We start from the raw sequence: 15,789 nt of genomic DNA, 5'->3' as shown, positions 1-15,789 counted from the left end.
CGCCCCGGCCGGCCGCGGCGCCCGCCCCGGAGCCGCCCGCCGGGGCGCGCCGCCGTCCGCCGGCCGGCCCGTAGGTGCCGAGCAGCGCCACCCCGGCCACCGGAACCCCGGTGCGGGAGAGCAGTTCGGCCACCCGGTCGGCCTGTTCCGGAGTGACGTTTCCGCTGCGCACGGTCACCAGCACCGCGTCGGCGTGCTGCACCAGGTCGTAGGCATCGTTGGCGTGCAGCAGCGGCGAGGTGTCGACCAGGATGACGTCCGCGTGCCGGCGGGCCCGGCGCAGCACCTCGGCGGCCCGCAGCACCAGGGCCGCCGGGTAGGCGGTGGTGTTGCCGCCGGTGATCAGCGAGACGCCGTCGACGTTGGTCGGCCGGATCAGGTCGTCCAGTTCGCCGAGCCGTTCGCCGCTGAGCAGTTCGGCCATGCCCGGCCCGTCACCGACGCCGAGGTGGGCGTGCAGCTGGGGGTGGCGGAAGTCGCAGTCCAGGACGAGCACCTCGCGGCCGGTCTCGGCGAGCGCGGCGGCCAGGTTGGCGATGGTGATGGTCCGGCCGTCGCGGCTGCCGCCGGAGGCGACCAGGACCACCGGCGCGGTCTCGGCGAGCCGGCGCGCGACCGCCCGCGCCGGGTCCCGGTCCTCGCCGCCGGCCGGGCGGGCCAGCGAGTCGGGGCCGGTGAGCAGCAGCGTCGAGCGCAGCGAGCGGTACGCCTCGGCGGCCGGGTCGGAGGGCCGGGCGCGCACCAGCGGTTCGCGCACCCGCCGCTGGCGGCGCGACAGGTGCGGCACCTCGCCGATCACCGGCAGGTTGAACGCCTCCTCGACGGCGTTGCGGCTGCGCAGCCTGGTGTCCATCCGGCTGAGCATCAGCGCGGCGACCACGCCGAGCGCCAGGCCGAGCACCACCGCGAGGCCGAGCCGCATGCCGCGGCTGGGGGAGGAGAGCAGGTTGCTGGTGCCCTGCCGGGCGTCGATGCTGCCCCACTGCTGGATGGCGTCGGTCTGGGCGCCGTTGGCCAGCTTGCTGATCGTGGTGAGGGTGGTGGTCAGCGAGGTGGCGGCGGCGGTCAGCTTGGGCTGCAGCTTGGGCTGGTCGGCGGGCGAGGAGCGGTTGTACTGGGCCTGGATGTCGTTCAGCTGCTGCTGCTGGGTGTCCGCCTGGGCCTGCAGCTTCTTGATCGTCTCGGCGGCGCTGCGGGCCGACTCGTCGCTGTAGCCCTTGATGATCGCCGCCGAGTAGGCGGTGGCCAGGTCCGAGCAGGACTGTTTGGTCGGGCCGGTGGTGGCGATGGTCAGCATCTGGGGGCTGTCCGCGGTGACGGTCCGGCGGGCGATCGCCTCGGAGGCGTCGGCGATGCCGAGGGCCTTGGCGGCCGCCGCCGCGACGTCCGCGCCCTGCGCGTAGGAGAGCACCTGGTCGGCGCGGACGGTGTCGCCCGCGCCGGCGACCGGGGTGATCGCGACCTTGCACTTCCATTTGGCGTTGTCCACCGTGTCGCCGGCCGGGGTCAGCAGCCAGCCGACGACCAGCGCGGCGAGCGTGCAGCCGACGAGCAGCCGCCAGTAGCGCCGCAGGACGGTGAAGTGGTTTGCCGGTTCCACCGGTTGGATCCCCTCGCGTTCGTGGTGCGGTGGTGCTGTCAGCGCCCGTCGCGCCCCCACGGGAGCACGGCGGGTCCGGGTACCGCTGGGGTGTCACGCCCCGGGGCGTGACCGCTGGGCCCGCACGGGCACGGTGGAATCCCTCGGCTGATGTCGCAACCCGCCCCCCTGACGACTCGCGGACGTACGTCTCGACGACGCGCTCCCCACGGCGTGGCCCGGCCCGGCGGTGCACCGCGAACAGTGCGTGCCGACCGCCGCCCCCGCCGGTCCCCCCGGCGATGCTTCCCGAGCGCCGACGTGCGGCGCAACCTCTTTGGCGATACTGGTCCGGGGAGATCCCGGACGGCCGGGCCCGGAGCGCCGGGATCCGGACAGGGCGCTCCCCGGCCCGGCCCGGGCGGGCGCTCCGGGGCCCGCCCTCCGGCTCTCAGACGGTCCGCAGCCGCAGCGAGCGCTCGTAGAACTCCACCATCTGCGCCGACACCTGATGCAGCGTGAACGAGGTCAGGAACCGCGCCCGCGCCGCCTTCGCCCGCACCCGCGCCGAGGCCCGGTCCTCCAGGGTGTCGGTCAGCGCGGCCGCCAGCTCGGCCGGCCGCTCCGGCGTCACCAGCCGGGCGTAGTCCTCCGAGCCCACCGTCTCGCGCAGCGCCGGCACGTCGGCGGCGACCAGCGGCACCCCGACCCCCATCGCCTCCATCGCCGCGCTGCCCAGCCCCTCCCAGCGGGACGGCACGGCGAACGCGTCGGAGGCCGCCATCAGGTCGAACACGTCGTCGCGCGGCCCGAGGAAGCGCACCCCGGTGGTCGCCGAGGCCAGCGCCCGCAGCCGCTCGCTCTCGATGCCCTCGCTGCCGGCCAGCAGCAGCACCGCCTCCGGCTCGGCGCGCAGCACCTCGGGCCAGGCCTCCAGCAGCACGTCCAGGCCCTTCTGGTACTGCTGACGGGCCGCCGCCAGCACCACCGGCACGTCCGGCGGCAGCTCCAGCGCCGTGCGCACGGCGGCCCGCCGGTCCGGCGTCACCGTGCCGAGGCGCTCCGGGTCGCGCCCGCGCGGCACCACGTCGATCCGCTGGGACGGCACCCGCAGCCGGCGCGCCATCGCCCCGGCCACGTAGCGGGTCAGCGCGTGGAAGCGCCGGGTGCCCTGCGCGGTCGCCGCGTCCACCGTCTGCGCGGCCCGCACCTTCCACGGGCTCAGCCCGCGCGCGTGGCGGTGCTCCGGCCCGTACGACGCGTTGACCAGGCTGGTCACCACCGGGGTGCGGGCGGCCAGCGCGGCCGCCCGCCCGAGCACGTCCGACTCGTACAGCGTGGTGTGCACCAGGTCCGGGCGGCGCTCGCGGACCAGCCGGTGCAGGGCGGCGACGGTGCGCCCCCGGGAGGGCCGGCCGACCCCGAACACGTCCGCCCCGGCCGCGGTGAGCTCCGGCTGGAAGCCGCCGGGGGAGTCCTTGAGGTACGCGACGTCGAGCTTCACCCCGGCCCGCACCAGCTGGGGGGCCATCGCCACCAGACCCTGCTCGGCCCCGCCGACCCGGCTCACGCTGTCGATCACATAGAGCACATGCACAGGCCAACCCCCGCCCTCCTGGGCGCGCCCGGTCTCCCGTGCCGGGACGGCGCCCTGACTGCCGATCAGCATCGCAGGTCGCGACCGGCGCCCGCCAGCGATTCGGCCACACCGGGAGCGGCCCCGGCAGGCCGTCGGCGAACCGTCAGGGGGCGCACGACAGCGCGGAACAGGGCGCGTCGACCCCCCGAAGGGCGTACGACGGCGCCCGCCCGGCGCCTTTCGGGAGTACCCGCGCTGGCGTACGGACCACCGCCGGGTTGCGCGAAGGGGTCGTCCCAGGCGGGAGGCTGTGCCAAGGTCTTTCCCATGCCTGAAGCGACACCGGTCAGGAAGACCGGAACCCGCCCCCGCATCCTGCACCTCATCACCGATCCGCGCCGCCGCGGCGCCCAGGGCCTCGCCCGCGACCTCCACCACGAACTGCGCCGCCGGGGCCAGGCCTCCGCCCTGCGCGCGCTCGCCCCGCACCCGGACGCCCGGCCGGACGCCGCCGACACCCGCTCCACCACCGTCCTCGGCCCCGGCCGCCTCCACCCGCGCACCCTCGGCGCCCTGCGCACCGCCGCCCGCACCGCCGACCTCGTCGTCGCCCACGGATCCTCCACCCTCCCCGCCTGCGCCCTCGCCCTCGCCGGCACCCGCACCCCGTTCGTCTACGTCTCCATCGGCGACCCCCGGCACTGGACGCCCGGCCCGGTCCGCCGGCTGCGCACCGGCGCCCTGCTGCACCGCGCCGCCGCCGTCACCGCCCTCGCCGACGGCGCCCGCGACCTGCTCGTGGAACGCTTCCGGCTGCCCGCCGCCAATGTCCGCACCATCCCCAACGCCCGCGCCGCCGACCACTACCCGCCCGCCCGTGACGAGGCCGACCGGCGCGCCGCCCGCCAGCAGCTGGGCCTGCCGCCGGACGGCCTGCTGGTCGCCTGGGTCGGCGCGATCGCCGCCGAGAAGCGCCTGGACCTCGCCCTCGACGCCCTCGACCGGCTCCCCGACGTGCGGCTCGCCGTGGCGGGCGACGGCCCGCAACGCTCCGCACTGGAGCGACATCCGGCCGCCGCCCGGGCCCACTTCCTGGGCACCCTCGACGACCCGGCACCGCTCTACCGGGCCGTGGACGCCGTCCTGCTCAGCAGCGACAGCGAGGGTGTGCCCGGGGTGCTGATCGAGGCCGCGCTGGCCGGCCTGCCGGCCGTCGCCACCGACGTCGGCTGGGTCGGCTCGGTGGTCCGGGACGGCGTCACCGGAGCGCTGGTCGCCCCCGGCGACCCGCCGGCCCTCGCCGAGGCGCTGGCCAAGGTCCTGGCCGGCGACCGCACCGGGCTCGGGGCCGCCGCCCGCGCCCACGCGCTGGCCCACAACGACCTCGACGTGGTGGCCGACGCCTGGCAGCGGCTGTTCAGCGAGATCTGCGGCAGCGGCGGACCGGGCGGCAGCGGCGGACCGGGCGGCCTCGGCTGACGCGTCCCGGTGCGCCGGGCCGGGTGCGCCGTTCAGGCGAATCCCGGCCCGACGCACCGGGACGACTGGCCGATGACGTTCCGTCACGGGTCACACTCCCCCCTGTGAAGCCGATCCTTCGAACCACCCTGCTGCTGGCCCTCGCCGCCGGGATCGCCGCGTCCCCGCTCCAGGCCGCCGCCGCCAACCACCGGCCGCCCCGCGAGGGCACCCCGTTCTCCCACCTCAACACCATCCAGCCGGTGCGCGAGAGTGCCCGCACCGAGGCCCTGGAGTTCTTCTGGTACGACTGCGGGCACTCCCAGGCACTGGAGGAGCCGCTGCGGGCCTGGACCGAGCGCCACCGCTCCGACGTCGACCTGCGCCGGGTGCCGGCCATCTGGCAGGGCAGCCGCGAGGAGGCCGTCCAGCGCGGCCACGCCCGGCTGTACTACACGCTGGAGCGCCTCGGCGAGGTCGACCGCCTGCAGACCGCCACCTTCCGGGCCGTCCACACCGAACGGCGGGACCTCACCAGCGAGGACACCGCCGCCGCCTGGGCGCAGGGCCAGGGCGTCGACCAGCAGCGCTTCCGCGCCGCCTACCGCTCGACCGAGGTGGACCGCGCGGTCGACGAGGCCGCCCGGCTGTTCGTCCGCCACGGCATCAACGAGCTGCCCACCGTGATCGTGCAGGGCGAGTACCGCACCTCGCCGACCAACGCCGGCGGTGTCGAGGCGATGCCCGAGGTGATGGACCACCTCGTCGCCCAGGACCAGCAGCGCCACCCGGCCCACACCCTGCACTGACCCTCCGTCACCACCCCTGACCGCCCCGGCGGGCCGGCCGCACCACGGCCGGCCCGCCTTCTCGCTGCCGGCCGGCCGCTTCGTCGCCCTTCCTCGGCCGGCGGGGCGGATCACCTTCACCGAACCGCCCCCCGGCGGCCACACTCTGTGCCAGAGTGGGGCCGGGCCGCGCCGCCGACGGCGTCAGGAGCCGCCGTGACGGGCCCACTTCTCGATACCGCCGGTACCGGAGAGGGCAGGTGTCCGTGGGGGGACAACGCGCGCCGCTCGTCGACGAGCGCGACAGCCAGACAACGCGGGCCCCGGGGCGCCCGCCGGCCGCCGAGGGGCCGCCGCCGGAGCTGATCTTCAAACGCCGGCTCCGCCCGGGCCGGGTGGCCCGCGAGCTGTGGGGAGCCCGCGAACTCGTCCGCGCGCTCGCCGAACGCGATCTGCGCGCCCGCTACAAGCAGGCCGTGCTCGGCTTCGCCTGGGCGGTACTCACCCCGCTCGCGCTGTGCGCCATCTTCACCCTGGTGTTCCGCCGGGCCGTGCACGTCGACACCGCGGGCGCCGCGTACCCGCTGTTCGCCTACGTCGGCCTGATCGTCTGGCAGTTCTTCAGCAACACCATGAACCAGGGCGCGCTGAGCCTGGCCAACAACCTCAGCCTGCTCAACAAGGTGTACTGCCCGCGCGAGGTCTTCCCGCTCGCCACCATGCTGGTCGCCACCGTCGACATGCTGATCGGCACCGCCGTGCTCGGGCTGCTGTTCCTGGTCTTCTGGACGGCCCCCGCCGCGACCTTCCTGTGGGTGGTGCCGCTGCTGGGCATCCAGTTCGCCTTCACCTACGGCATCGCCCTGGTCCTGTCGGTGGCCGTGGTGTACCTGCGCGACGTGCGCCACCTGCTGCCGATCATCACCCAGATGGGCGTGTTCGCCACCCCCGTCGCCTATCCGCTGGCCCAGATCCCGGAGCGCCTCCAGGAGGTGTACGTCGGCGTCAACCCGCTCGGCGCCGTGATCGAGGGCTACCGCAACGCCCTGCTGTACGGCCAGGCGCCCGACGCCACGCTCACCACGATCGCCGCGGTCTCCTCGGTGGTGTTCCTGGTCGGCGGTTACCTGCTGTTCAAGAAGCTGGAGACGGGGATCGCCGATGTCGCCTAGCCGGACCCTCCCGCTCGGGACCATCCGCACCGACCAGGTGTGGAAGCGCTTCAAGGCCGACCAGCAGCGGATGCTGCTGCGCGACAAGGTCGAGTCCATGGCCCGCCGGCTGCGCGGCGAGAAGGGCGAGGACTGGCGCTGGGCGCTGCGCGACATCTCGATGCACATCGAGCCGGGCGAGTCGGTCGGCCTGATCGGCTCCAACGGCTCCGGCAAGTCCACCCTGCTCAAGATGCTGACCCGGGTGATGTACCCGTACGGCGGGGTGATCGACGTGCGCGGCCGGATCGGCGCGCTGATCGAGATCCGGGCCGGCATCCACCCCGACCTGACCGGCCGGGAGAACATCTACCTGTTCGGCGCGCTGCTCGGCCTGCGGCGGCGCGAGGTGGCCACCCGCTTCGACGACATCGTGGAGTTCGCCCGGCTCGGCGGGGCCATCGACCGGCAGGTGAAGTTCTACTCCTCGGGCATGCAGATGCGCCTGGGCTTCGCCGTCGCCGCCTACCTGGAGCCGCACGTCCTGCTGGTCGACGAGGTGCTGGCGGTCGGCGACGCGGTGTTCCAGCAGCGCTGCCTGGACCGCATGCGCGAGGTCGCCGAGCAGGGCACCACCATCGTCTTCGTCTCGCACGACCTGCCCGCCGTGGAGTCCATCTGCCGGCGCGGCATCTGGCTGGAGCAGGGCTCGATCCGGGTGGACGCCGGGATCAAGGACGCGATGGCCGGCTACCGCGACTCGATCGAGGCGCAGTCCGAGGCCGGCGGCCGCACCGGCGAGCCGGTCCAGCTGCTCAAGCACGAGGTGCGCGGCGCGGACCGGGAGAGCCTCACCACCGACGAGCCGATGACCGTCGAGCTCACCCTCGGCGGCGACTACCGCGGCGACGCGACCCTGCACCTGGGCGTCAGTGAGGGCACCTCCAGCCCGATCTTCCAGATCAGCCACGAGATCCGGCTGGCCGGCGGGGACCACGAGGTGACCTGCGTGATCCCCCGGCTGCCGCTGCCGCGCGGCCGGTACACGCTGTGGACCGGCGTCTACAGCATCGGCAGGACCGACGGCGGCACGCTGATGAGCTGGCACTCGGCCGGCCAGTTCGACGTCTTCGGCCCGATGCTGGACTCCCCGCCGCGCGCCGTCGTGCTGGCCGCGCCGGTCTTCGTCCCGCACCACTGGGAGGAGTGAGGCGTGCGACCGGTCCGGCTGCTCGTCCATCTCAACAACCTGGCCCTGGGCGGCGCCCAGCTCAACGCGGTCGACATCGCCCGCACCCTGCGCGACCGCGGCCACGACCCGGTGCTGTTCGCCCAGGGCGTCGCCGGCCCGGCGCCGCTGGTCGACGTCGCCGCCGGGCACGGCCTGGACGTGGTGGTGGCGGGCGGTCCCGACACCCCGCACGCCGACGTCCGGCGCCGGCTGGGCCGGCTGGCCGCCGAGCACGGCAGCCAGCTGCTGCACGCCTGGGAGGTCCGGGCGGCCCGCAACTCCTACTTCGGGCCCGGGCGTTACGGCCGGCTGCCGGTGGTCACCACCTTCTACGGCATCCGGATGCTGCGCGGCCTGCCCCGGCACCAGCCGCTGGTGCTGGGCCTGGGCGCGCTGATGGGCGACGGCCGGGCCTTCGGCCACCGGGACGTCAGCCTCATCGAGCCGCCGGTGAACACCGCCACGGACGCCCCCGGGCTGGTCGACGGGGCGGCGTTCCGGCGCGAACACGGCATCGGCGACGAGGAGTTGCTGCTGGTCATCGTCACCCGGCTGGTCCCCGCGTTGGAGAAGGACGCCGGCGCGGAGCTCACCGTGGACGCCGTCCGGCAGCTGGACGACCCGCGCGTGCGGCTGGTGATCGTCGGCGCCGGGCCCAGCCTGGAGCCGCTGCGCGCCCGGGCGGCCGCCGTCAACGCGGCACTCGGCCGCCGGGCGGTGCTGGTCCCCGGGCAGCTGGCCGACCCGCGCCCGGCCTACCAGGCCGCCGACGTCGTCCTCGGCATGGGCGGGTCGGCGCTGCGCGGCCTCGCCTTCGGCAAGCCGGTGGTGGTGCACGGCGCGGCCGGCTACACCGCGGTGCACGAGCCGGGCCAGCTGGTCGAGCCGCACGCCTCGCGCTGCATGTACGGCTTCGGCGACGGCTCGCGCGACCCCGGGGCACTGGCCGGACAGCTGCGCGGGCTGCTGGACGACCCGGCGCGCCGGGCCGAACTGGGCGACTGGGGGCGGCAGTGGGTGGTCGGCCGGTTCTCGCTGGAGAGCGTGACCAGTTCCTTCGAGGACCTCTACGCCCGGGTGCTGGCCCGGCCGGGCCGCGCGGTGGGCTGGCTGAAGGACCTGGAGCAGATGACCCGGTACGAGTTCACCAAGCCGGCCGCGCTGCGGCTGCTGGGGCGGTGACGCGGGCGACGTCGCGCGACCGGCGGGTGCCCGCCCCTCCTCGTCCGGCGCGAGCGCCCGCCCCGGTTCAGTACGTCCGGCCTTTCCAGGCCGCGCCCCGGCCCCGCCAGTGCTGCACCGCCGAGTCGACCGTCATCAGCAGGTAGAGCGAGGCGGTGAACGGCAGCAGCAGCGCGGCCACCGGCGGCTGCCCGTAGTAGCGCAGCATCGGTACGAAGGTCCCCGCCATCAGCGCCCAGGCCGCCGCGCCCGCCGCCGCCACCGGCCACGCGCCCCCCGCGAGCCCCGCCACCGTCGCCACCGGCGGCACCAGGTAGACCAGCGCCAGCCCCAACACCGTCCCCAGCAGCAGCACCGGCGAGTGCCGCAGCTGGGCGTACGCGCTGCGCGACACCATCCGCCACAGCAGGGCGAGGCGCGGGTACGGCCGCACGCTGTCCACCTGCTCCGCGAGCCCCAGCCAGGTCCGGCCCCCGGTGGCCTTCACCGCCCGGGCCAGCGACACGTCGTCGATCACCGCGCCCCGGATCGCCGCCACCCCGCCCGCCCGCTCCAGCGCCTCCCGCCGCACCAGCGAGCAGCCGCCCGCCGCCGCGGCCGTCCGTCCACCGGGCCGGTTGCTCCACCGGAACGGGTACAGCTGGGCGAAGAAGTACACGAAGGCCGGTACGATCAGCCGCTCCCAGCCGGTCTCCACCCGCAGCCGGGCCATCTGCGACACCAGGTCCAGCCGGTTCTCCTGCGCGGCGGCCACCAGCTCGGCCAGCGAGTCCGGTCCGTGCGCGATGTCCGCGTCCGTCAGCAGCAGGTACTCGGCGTCCGGACCGGCCAGCTCCACCCCGTGCCGCAGCGCCCACAGCTTGCCCGTCCACCCCGGCGGCAGCGGGGGAGGAGTGGTCACCGTCAGCTCCAGGCCGCCGGGGGCGGCGAGCGAACGCGCCAGCGCGCCCGTCCCGTCCGTGCTGTGGTCGTCCACCAGCACCACCCGGGCCCGTCCCGGGTACTTCTGAGCCAGCAGGCCCGGCAGCGACAGCGGCAGCACCTCGGCCTCGTCCCGGGCCGGCACCACCACCGCCACCTGCGGCCAGCGCTCCGGCGGCCGGCGCGGCGGCAACCGGACATCGGTGCGCCAGAACAACCCGTGGCAGCCCGCCAGCCAGAGCCAGACCAGCAGGGAGAGCGCGGCGATCCACAGCAGGACGGTCACCCGGGCAGTCTGCCGCACGCGGGGCCCGGCGCGGGCCATCGACTAAAGTCTTGACCCGTGAAGATCGCACTGATGGACTCGGGAATCGGCCTGCTGGCCGCCGCCGCCGCACTCCGGGCGCTGCGTCCGGACGTCGATCTGGTGCTCTCCTCCAACCCCGCCTCGATGCCCTGGGGGCCGCGCACGCCCGAGGAGGTCACCGAGCTCGCCCTCGGCTGCGCCCGGGCCGCCGCCGCGCACCGGCCGGACGCGCTGATCGTCGCCTGCAACACCGCCTCGGTGCACGCGCTCGCCGCCCTGCGCGCCGAACTGGAGCCCGCGCTGCCGGTCATCGGCACCGTCCCGGCGATCAAGCCGGCCGCCGCCCTCGGCGGCCCGGTCGCCATCTGGGCCACCCCCGCCACCACCGGCAGCGCCTACCAGCGCGGGCTGATCCGCGACTTCGCCGGAACGGCCGACGTCACCGAGGTCGCCTGCCCCGGGCTCGCCGACGCCGTCGAGCACGGCGACGACGCGGCCATCGAGGCGGCCATCGCCGCCGCGGCCGCCCGCACCCCGGCCGGCACGGCGGCCGTCGTCCTCGGCTGCACCCACTACGAACTGGTCGCCGACCGCATCCGCGCCGCCGTCGCCCCGACCTCCCTGCCCTCGCTCACCCTGCACGGCTCCGCCGACCCGGTCGCCGCCCAGGCCCTGCGCCGCGTCCTCGACCCCACCCGCGAGGGCACCGGCACCCTCACCGTCCTCCACGCCGGCACCCCTGCCACCCTCCCCCCGGCCGCCCTCGCCTACCCCCAGACCCTCCCCCTCACCGCCCCCACCGCCTGACCCACCCGCCCGGCGCCCCCGGCCCGCGCCGCCGCGGCCGACTTCGTCGAGCCGGCAGGCGCTGCGTGTTCGGGTCCGTCGCGCCGCAGAGGCTTCCCCACCTCTGCCGATGCGGCCGCTTCACGTCGCCCGATGAGGGCTCCCGGCCGGAGCCGGAGCATGCCGGCACACCCACGCCATGCCGCCGGGACCCCCATGGGGAGCCGTCGGGCCGCGCCGACTTTTGCTGCGGTGGCTGGCGAGTGCTTGGTGGGTCTGATGGGTGGCGGCCTTCCCCCGACGGCGGGATGCGCCGCCGTGCGGGGTGGGTAGCCGGGTGACCTGAGGGGGCGGGCAGCAGCAGCTGCCCATGGCCGCCTGGTGGCGCGCGCCGACCCGGGCTGGCTGTGGTGGTGTGGAAAGTCGGCGGGGTCGACTTTCTGTGCGGCGGAGTTGGCCGGCCCGACTTCTGGCGGTGGTCGTGGTGTTGCCGGTGGCAGCCGCCTGCGCCGGTTCGCCGGCGGGGGAAGTCGACGGGGCCGACTTTCTGTGCGGCGGCGGGCGAGAGCCCTGGTGGGGCCGACTTCTCCGGGTGGGCGCAGGAAGTCGGTGGGGCGACTTCCTGCGCGGGGTGAGGGGGAGGGTCAGGCGGCGTGGCCGCGCCAGCGGCGGTAGGCGGGTTCGAGGCCCGAGAGGATGGTGTCGAACCGGCGGGTGCTGGTGGTGGAGTCCACCTGGAGGCGGCTGATCTGGAGGGGGTGGGTGGGGAGCCGGGGGCCGAGGCGGTGGTCGGAGAGGAAGCCCAGCCGGTAGCCGAGTTCCTGCAGGACGGTCTCGGCCCGGACGTCGTGGCCGCCGTCGGGGTAGGCGAAGGCGATCGGGGGTTCGCCGAGCCAGCGGGTGAGGGCCTCGTGGGCGCCGGTGATCTCCGTCCGGACGGTGGCGTCGTCGCAGCGGCCCAGGCACGGGTGCCCCTGGGTGTGGTTGCCGATGGCGACGCCGCCCTCGCGCAGGGCGAGCAGGTCGGCGGGGGTGAGCTGTTCCTGGCCGGGCGGGCGCCGGTCGGCGCTGACCCGTAGCTCGTGGAGGCTGCGCCGGCGGTCCGGGTCGGGCATCGCCTTGAGCCGGCGGAGCAGCTGCGAGGGGTGGCCGCAGTCGAGTGAGCGGGCGCGGCCGCCGTGCCGGGCGAGGAAGTCGGCCTCGTGCCACCAGAACGGTTTCTCGGTGCCGATCAGTTCGGAGATGACGAAGGCGGCGGCCGGGATGCCGCGTTCGATCAGTGCGGGCAGCGCGTGGGTGAGGACGCTGCGGTCGGCGTCGTCGAAGGTCACCAGCACGCTGCGGGCGGGCAGCGGGCGCCGTTCGGCGACGGCCTGCTGCACGGCGGCCAGCGAGACGGGGGTCGCGAGTCTTCGCAGCCGGTCCAGCTGGGCGCCGAACGAGCGGGGGTCGGTCACCCCGTGGTAGGCGAGGACGGCGAGCCGCTGCGCCGCCCGGGCGCGGAACAGCGGCTGGACGGGGGCGAACCGCAGCCACTCGCCGCGCGCGTCGGCCGAGTGGCCGGCCGGATGGTCGACCCGCTCGGGCTCGGCCGGCCGGTGGGCGGGCGGGGCGCAGGTGCGGGTGGCGGTGGAGCGCAGGGCCCGGCCGCCCGGCGGGAGGACGGCGGGCGGCCGCGCGGCCGGCGGTGTGGCGATCGGCTGCCCGTCGATCGTCACGGTGTCGGGTCCGGGCGGTGCTGCGGTGGTCGGCGGGGGCCGCAGATCCGACAGGGCGGTCACCACGGCCCTGGTGCGGGCCGTGGGGCCGGAGGTCGACGTCGTGGAATGGGACTGCGGCACGGTTCCCCCTCGGTCGCCGATGCGGCGTGGCGGTACCGCCGGAGGACGGAGCCCGGCCTCCGACTCCAGGGCACGGCGGCTCCGCCCCCTGGGTATGTCCGGTCCACGGCGGGGACTCCCAACCCGCACCGCGGACGGCTCCTGGATCGCTCAATGTAAGGGAGACAGCTACGCCCCGTTGATGGTTGTACCGGACGGGCAAGGTTTTTTCGCACACCGGGAACCATTCCGGGACCAGCTCGAAACGAGCCCGGGACACCTCCCGGGCACCTCCGGAAGTCCTTCAAAAGTCCTCCGGAACTCCTCCGGAAGGCCTTCGCAACACCTCCTCGAACATCCGCCTCTCCGTCCGCGATCGTCACTCGGGGTGTCCGCCCGATCGCGCCCAGCATGCTGCCGGTGCGGCGGTGCCGGGGTACCTTGGGCTCATGGCAGATGCGGAACGTGATCACTTCCCGCCGCACGGCGCGACCCGGATGGCCCGGTACTGTCACGGTGGCCCGCTGGTCACCCACCAGGTGCCGCTCGCGCTGGTGGGCCTGGCCTGCCTCGCGCTGGGGATCGTGGTGGCGGTCGTGGTTCCGGACAGTGACGGTCCGGCGTGGGCGATGGCGGTGGCGGGCTGCCTGGCGGCCGGGGTGCTGCTGCTCGGCCGGATCGGTTTCGCGCTGTTCCGCCGCCGCCGCGCGGCGGCCTGAGAGCGGAGCGCCGACCGGCCGGATCCGGGCCCGCGTTCGGAATCACTCGAACATCGCTCACCCGATCGAGTTCAACCGGTCAGATCGGCAGGTTTTCAGCCCATCTGCCAACTCCTTCTCGCTTCTTTCACAATTCCAGGGCACCAGCCCCACAGTTCCCCCTACTGTGATGTCCGTCCGGGGCGCCAACCGCCCCGGATGCGAGGCCACTTGCCGGCGCCGGGGAGGGTGCCGCAGAGGGGGGAACGATGAGCGGCACCGCCGCGCCCGGAACTGCCCCGGTCGGCGGGGGCATCCGGGCCCAGGTGAAACGCCAGCTGGCACGCCGGGCCGGAACCAGCCCCGGCGAGGGCGCCACGGTGCTGATCTACCACCGGGTGGGCGGCGGCAGCCCGGACGAGCTGGACGTGTCCGCCGCCGACTTCGCCGCCCAGGCCGACCTGCTCGCCGCGCTGCCGCCCGGGCGGGTGGTCTCCCTCGACGAGGCCACCGACCGGATCGAGGCCGGCCGCAGCACCCCGAGCGTCGTCCTCACCTTCGACGACGGCTTCGCGGACGTCTACGACAACGCCTGGCCGCTGCTGCGCGAGCGCGGCCTGCCGTTCACCGTCTACCTGGCCAGCGGCCACGTCGGCGGCGAGATGCGCTGGGAGGGCTCCACCGCCAAGGCGACCGGCGCCCCCGCGCTCAGCTGGGCGCAGCTGCGCGAGATGACCGCCTCCGGCCTGTGCACGGTCGCCAACCACACCCGCACCCACGCCCGCCCCGAACTGCTCTCCACCGCCGAGCTGGACGCCTGCGGCGACGACGTCGAGGAGCACCTGGGCGTGCGCCCCAGCCACTACGCCTACACCTGGGGCGTGCCGGTCCCGCACATGGAACCGGCCCTGCGGGCCCGCTTCCGGACGGCCGCGACCGGCGAGGTCGGCCGCAACACCCCCGGCGTGGACCCGGTCCGGCTGCGCCGGGTGCCGGTGCGCCGCACCGACCCGATCGACTTCTTCCGCGCCAAGCTCCACGGCCGCCTGCTCCCCGAGCTCGCCTACGCCCGGATCGTCGCCACCGCGAAGGCGGTGGGCGCCCGTGCCTGAGAGCCGGATCCCGCCGCGGTTGCGCGGCCCCGGCGGCCGCCCGCTGCGGGTCGCCCACCTCACCACCGTCGACATGAGCCTGCAACTGCTGCTCGCCACCGAGCTGAAGGTCGACCTGGAGGCCGGTTTCCAGACCTACGGGATCAGCGCGCCCGGCCCGTACGTCCCCGAGCTGGAGGCGATCGGGGTGCGTCACGAGCCGCTGCACGCGCTGACCCGGGCCTGGGAGCCGCGCGCCGACGCCGCCGCCGCCCGCGAACTGCTCGCCGTGCTCGACCGGATCCGCCCGGACGTGCTGCACACCCACAACCCGAAGACCGGCGTGCTCGGCCGGGTGCTCGGCCGGCTCGCCCGCGTGCCGGTCGTCGTCAACACCTGCCACGGTCTCTGGGCGCAGGCCCACGACCCGCTCGCCAAACGGGCGTTCGTGCTGGGCGCGGAGGCCTTCGCCGCCCGCTTCTCGCACGCCGAGCTGTACCAGAACGGCGAGGACCGCCGCACCCTGGCCCGCGCCGTCCCGGCCCGCCGCTCGCGGGTGGTCGGCAACGGCGTGGACCTCACCCGCTTCGCCACCGACCCGGGCGAACACGCCCGCATCCGCGCCGGGCTGCGTGCCGAACTCGGCGTCGGGCCGGACGAGCTGCTGGTCGGCGGGGTCGGCCGGCGGGTCGCCGAGAAGGGCATCCGGGAGTACGCGCAGGCGGCCCGGGCGCTGGCCGGCAAGGCCCGGTTCGTCTGGATCGGCCCGGAGGACCCGGACAAGCCGGACGCCCACGGGCCCGAGTCGGGTGTCTCCTTCCTCGGCCCGCGCGGCGACATGCCCGCCGTCTACGCGGCCCTCGACGTCTTCGTGCTCCCCTCCTACCGGGAGGGGTTCTCCCGCTCCGCCATGGAGGCCGCCGCCGGCGGCCTGTCGATGGTGCTCAGCGACATCCGCGGCTGCCGCGAGATCGGCACCCACGACGAGCACCTGCTCCTCGCCCCGCCCGGCGACGCCCGGGCCCTCACCACCGCGCTGGACCGGCTTCTCACCGAGCCCGGTCTGCGCGAGCGCCTCGGAACGGCGGCCCGCCGCCGCGCCACGGCGCAGTTCGACCAGCGGGCGGTCGCCGCCGTCTCGCTGGCGACGTACGCGGCCGTCGCCCGCGCCAAGGGACTGCCCTGGACGGTCGGCTGA

Annotated in this window: 13 protein-coding genes; 9 read left to right on the top strand and 4 right to left on the bottom strand. The window is 75.5% G+C overall.

Annotated elements, in window-relative coordinates; translation table 11 throughout:
• On the bottom strand, positions 1-1,600 hold a 1,600-nt coding region (locus ACFVVU_RS37745), incomplete at its 3' end, for a tyrosine-protein kinase family protein (protein WP_387794306.1).
• Positions 1,601-2,030: 430 nt separating this feature from the next.
• Positions 2,031-3,161 (bottom strand): glycosyltransferase family 4 protein, encoded by a 1,131-nt coding sequence (locus ACFVVU_RS37740; RefSeq protein ID WP_387794304.1) that lies wholly within the window; start codon positions 3,159-3,161, stop codon positions 2,031-2,033.
• Positions 3,162-3,485: 324 nt separating this feature from the next.
• On the opposite strand from ACFVVU_RS37740, the gene ACFVVU_RS37735 reads away from it, so the two are divergent.
• The 5 genes from ACFVVU_RS37735 to ACFVVU_RS37715 all read left to right on the top strand — a co-directional run bounded on the left by ACFVVU_RS37735 (position 3,486) and on the right by ACFVVU_RS37715 (position 8,968).
• The gene (locus ACFVVU_RS37735) at positions 3,486-4,637 is read left to right on the top strand and encodes a glycosyltransferase family 4 protein (protein ID WP_387794302.1); all 1,152 of its coding nucleotides are present in this window, start codon (positions 3,486-3,488) and stop codon (positions 4,635-4,637) included.
• Positions 4,638-4,741: 104 nt separating this feature from the next.
• Entirely contained in the window at positions 4,742-5,425 is a 684-nt protein-coding gene (locus tag ACFVVU_RS37730) for a thiol:disulfide interchange protein DsbA/DsbL (RefSeq protein ID WP_380715565.1), read from the top strand.
• A 239-nt stretch (positions 5,426-5,664) separates the two neighbouring features.
• Positions 5,665-6,576 (top strand): ABC transporter permease, encoded by a 912-nt coding sequence (locus tag ACFVVU_RS37725; RefSeq protein ID WP_387794300.1) that lies wholly within the window; start codon positions 5,665-5,667, stop codon positions 6,574-6,576.
• Positions 6,566-7,765, top strand: a complete 1,200-nt coding sequence (locus tag ACFVVU_RS37720) for a polysaccharide ABC transporter ATP-binding protein (protein WP_380684068.1) — start codon at positions 6,566-6,568, stop codon at positions 7,763-7,765. The genes ACFVVU_RS37725 and ACFVVU_RS37720 overlap by 11 nt, the downstream gene beginning before the upstream one ends.
• A gap of 3 nt (positions 7,766-7,768) precedes the next feature.
• Positions 7,769-8,968 (top strand): glycosyltransferase family 4 protein, encoded by a 1,200-nt coding sequence (locus tag ACFVVU_RS37715; protein WP_387794298.1) that lies wholly within the window; start codon positions 7,769-7,771, stop codon positions 8,966-8,968.
• A gap of 67 nt (positions 8,969-9,035) precedes the next feature.
• Here the strand turns inward: ACFVVU_RS37715 and ACFVVU_RS37710 are convergent, their stop codons facing one another.
• The gene (locus tag ACFVVU_RS37710; protein WP_380684082.1) at positions 9,036-10,166 is read right to left on the bottom strand and encodes a glycosyltransferase; all 1,131 of its coding nucleotides are present in this window, start codon (positions 10,164-10,166) and stop codon (positions 9,036-9,038) included.
• 66 nt (positions 10,167-10,232) lie between these two features.
• Here ACFVVU_RS37710 and ACFVVU_RS37705 point away from each other — a divergent pair, with 66 nt between their 5' ends.
• Positions 10,233-11,003, top strand: a complete 771-nt coding sequence (locus ACFVVU_RS37705) for a glutamate racemase (protein WP_380684070.1) — start codon at positions 10,233-10,235, stop codon at positions 11,001-11,003.
• 623 nt (positions 11,004-11,626) lie between these two features.
• Here ACFVVU_RS37705 and ACFVVU_RS37700 read toward each other — a convergent pair.
• The gene (locus ACFVVU_RS37700) at positions 11,627-12,823 is read right to left on the bottom strand and encodes a polysaccharide deacetylase family protein (RefSeq protein ID WP_380684071.1); all 1,197 of its coding nucleotides are present in this window, start codon (positions 12,821-12,823) and stop codon (positions 11,627-11,629) included.
• Positions 12,824-13,251: 428 nt separating this feature from the next.
• On the opposite strand from ACFVVU_RS37700, the gene ACFVVU_RS37695 reads away from it, so the two are divergent.
• The 3 genes from ACFVVU_RS37695 (at position 13,252) to ACFVVU_RS37685 (ending at position 15,789) form a co-directional block, all read left to right on the top strand.
• Positions 13,252-13,521 carry a hypothetical protein gene (locus ACFVVU_RS37695; protein ID WP_380684073.1) on the top strand — a complete coding sequence of 90 codons (270 nt, stop codon included), beginning with the start codon at positions 13,252-13,254 and terminating at the stop codon, positions 13,519-13,521.
• Between the two features lie 248 nt (positions 13,522-13,769).
• The gene (locus tag ACFVVU_RS37690) at positions 13,770-14,612 is read left to right on the top strand and encodes a polysaccharide deacetylase family protein (RefSeq protein ID WP_387794295.1); all 843 of its coding nucleotides are present in this window, start codon (positions 13,770-13,772) and stop codon (positions 14,610-14,612) included.
• Positions 14,605-15,789, top strand: a complete 1,185-nt coding sequence (locus ACFVVU_RS37685) for a glycosyltransferase (RefSeq protein ID WP_387794293.1) — start codon at positions 14,605-14,607, stop codon at positions 15,787-15,789. The genes ACFVVU_RS37690 and ACFVVU_RS37685 overlap by 8 nt, the downstream gene beginning before the upstream one ends.

The sequence above is a fragment of the Kitasatospora sp. NPDC057965 genome, assembly GCF_042887135.1.
Classification (GTDB): domain Bacteria; phylum Actinomycetota; class Actinomycetes; order Streptomycetales; family Streptomycetaceae; genus Kitasatospora.
This window is presented reverse-complemented; position numbering and strand designations above follow the sequence as displayed.

Coding starts and splice junctions, on each gene's coding strand:
- ACFVVU_RS37735 (WP_387794302.1), top strand. CDS start 3,486: ATGCCTGAAGCGACACCGGTCAGGAAGACCGGAACCCGCCCCCGCATC.
- ACFVVU_RS37720 (WP_380684068.1), top strand. CDS start 6,566: ATGTCGCCTAGCCGGACCCTCCCGCTCGGGACCATCCGCACCGACCAG.
- ACFVVU_RS37695 (WP_380684073.1), top strand. CDS start 13,252: ATGGCAGATGCGGAACGTGATCACTTCCCGCCGCACGGCGCGACCCGG.
- ACFVVU_RS37690 (WP_387794295.1), top strand. CDS start 13,770: ATGAGCGGCACCGCCGCGCCCGGAACTGCCCCGGTCGGCGGGGGCATC.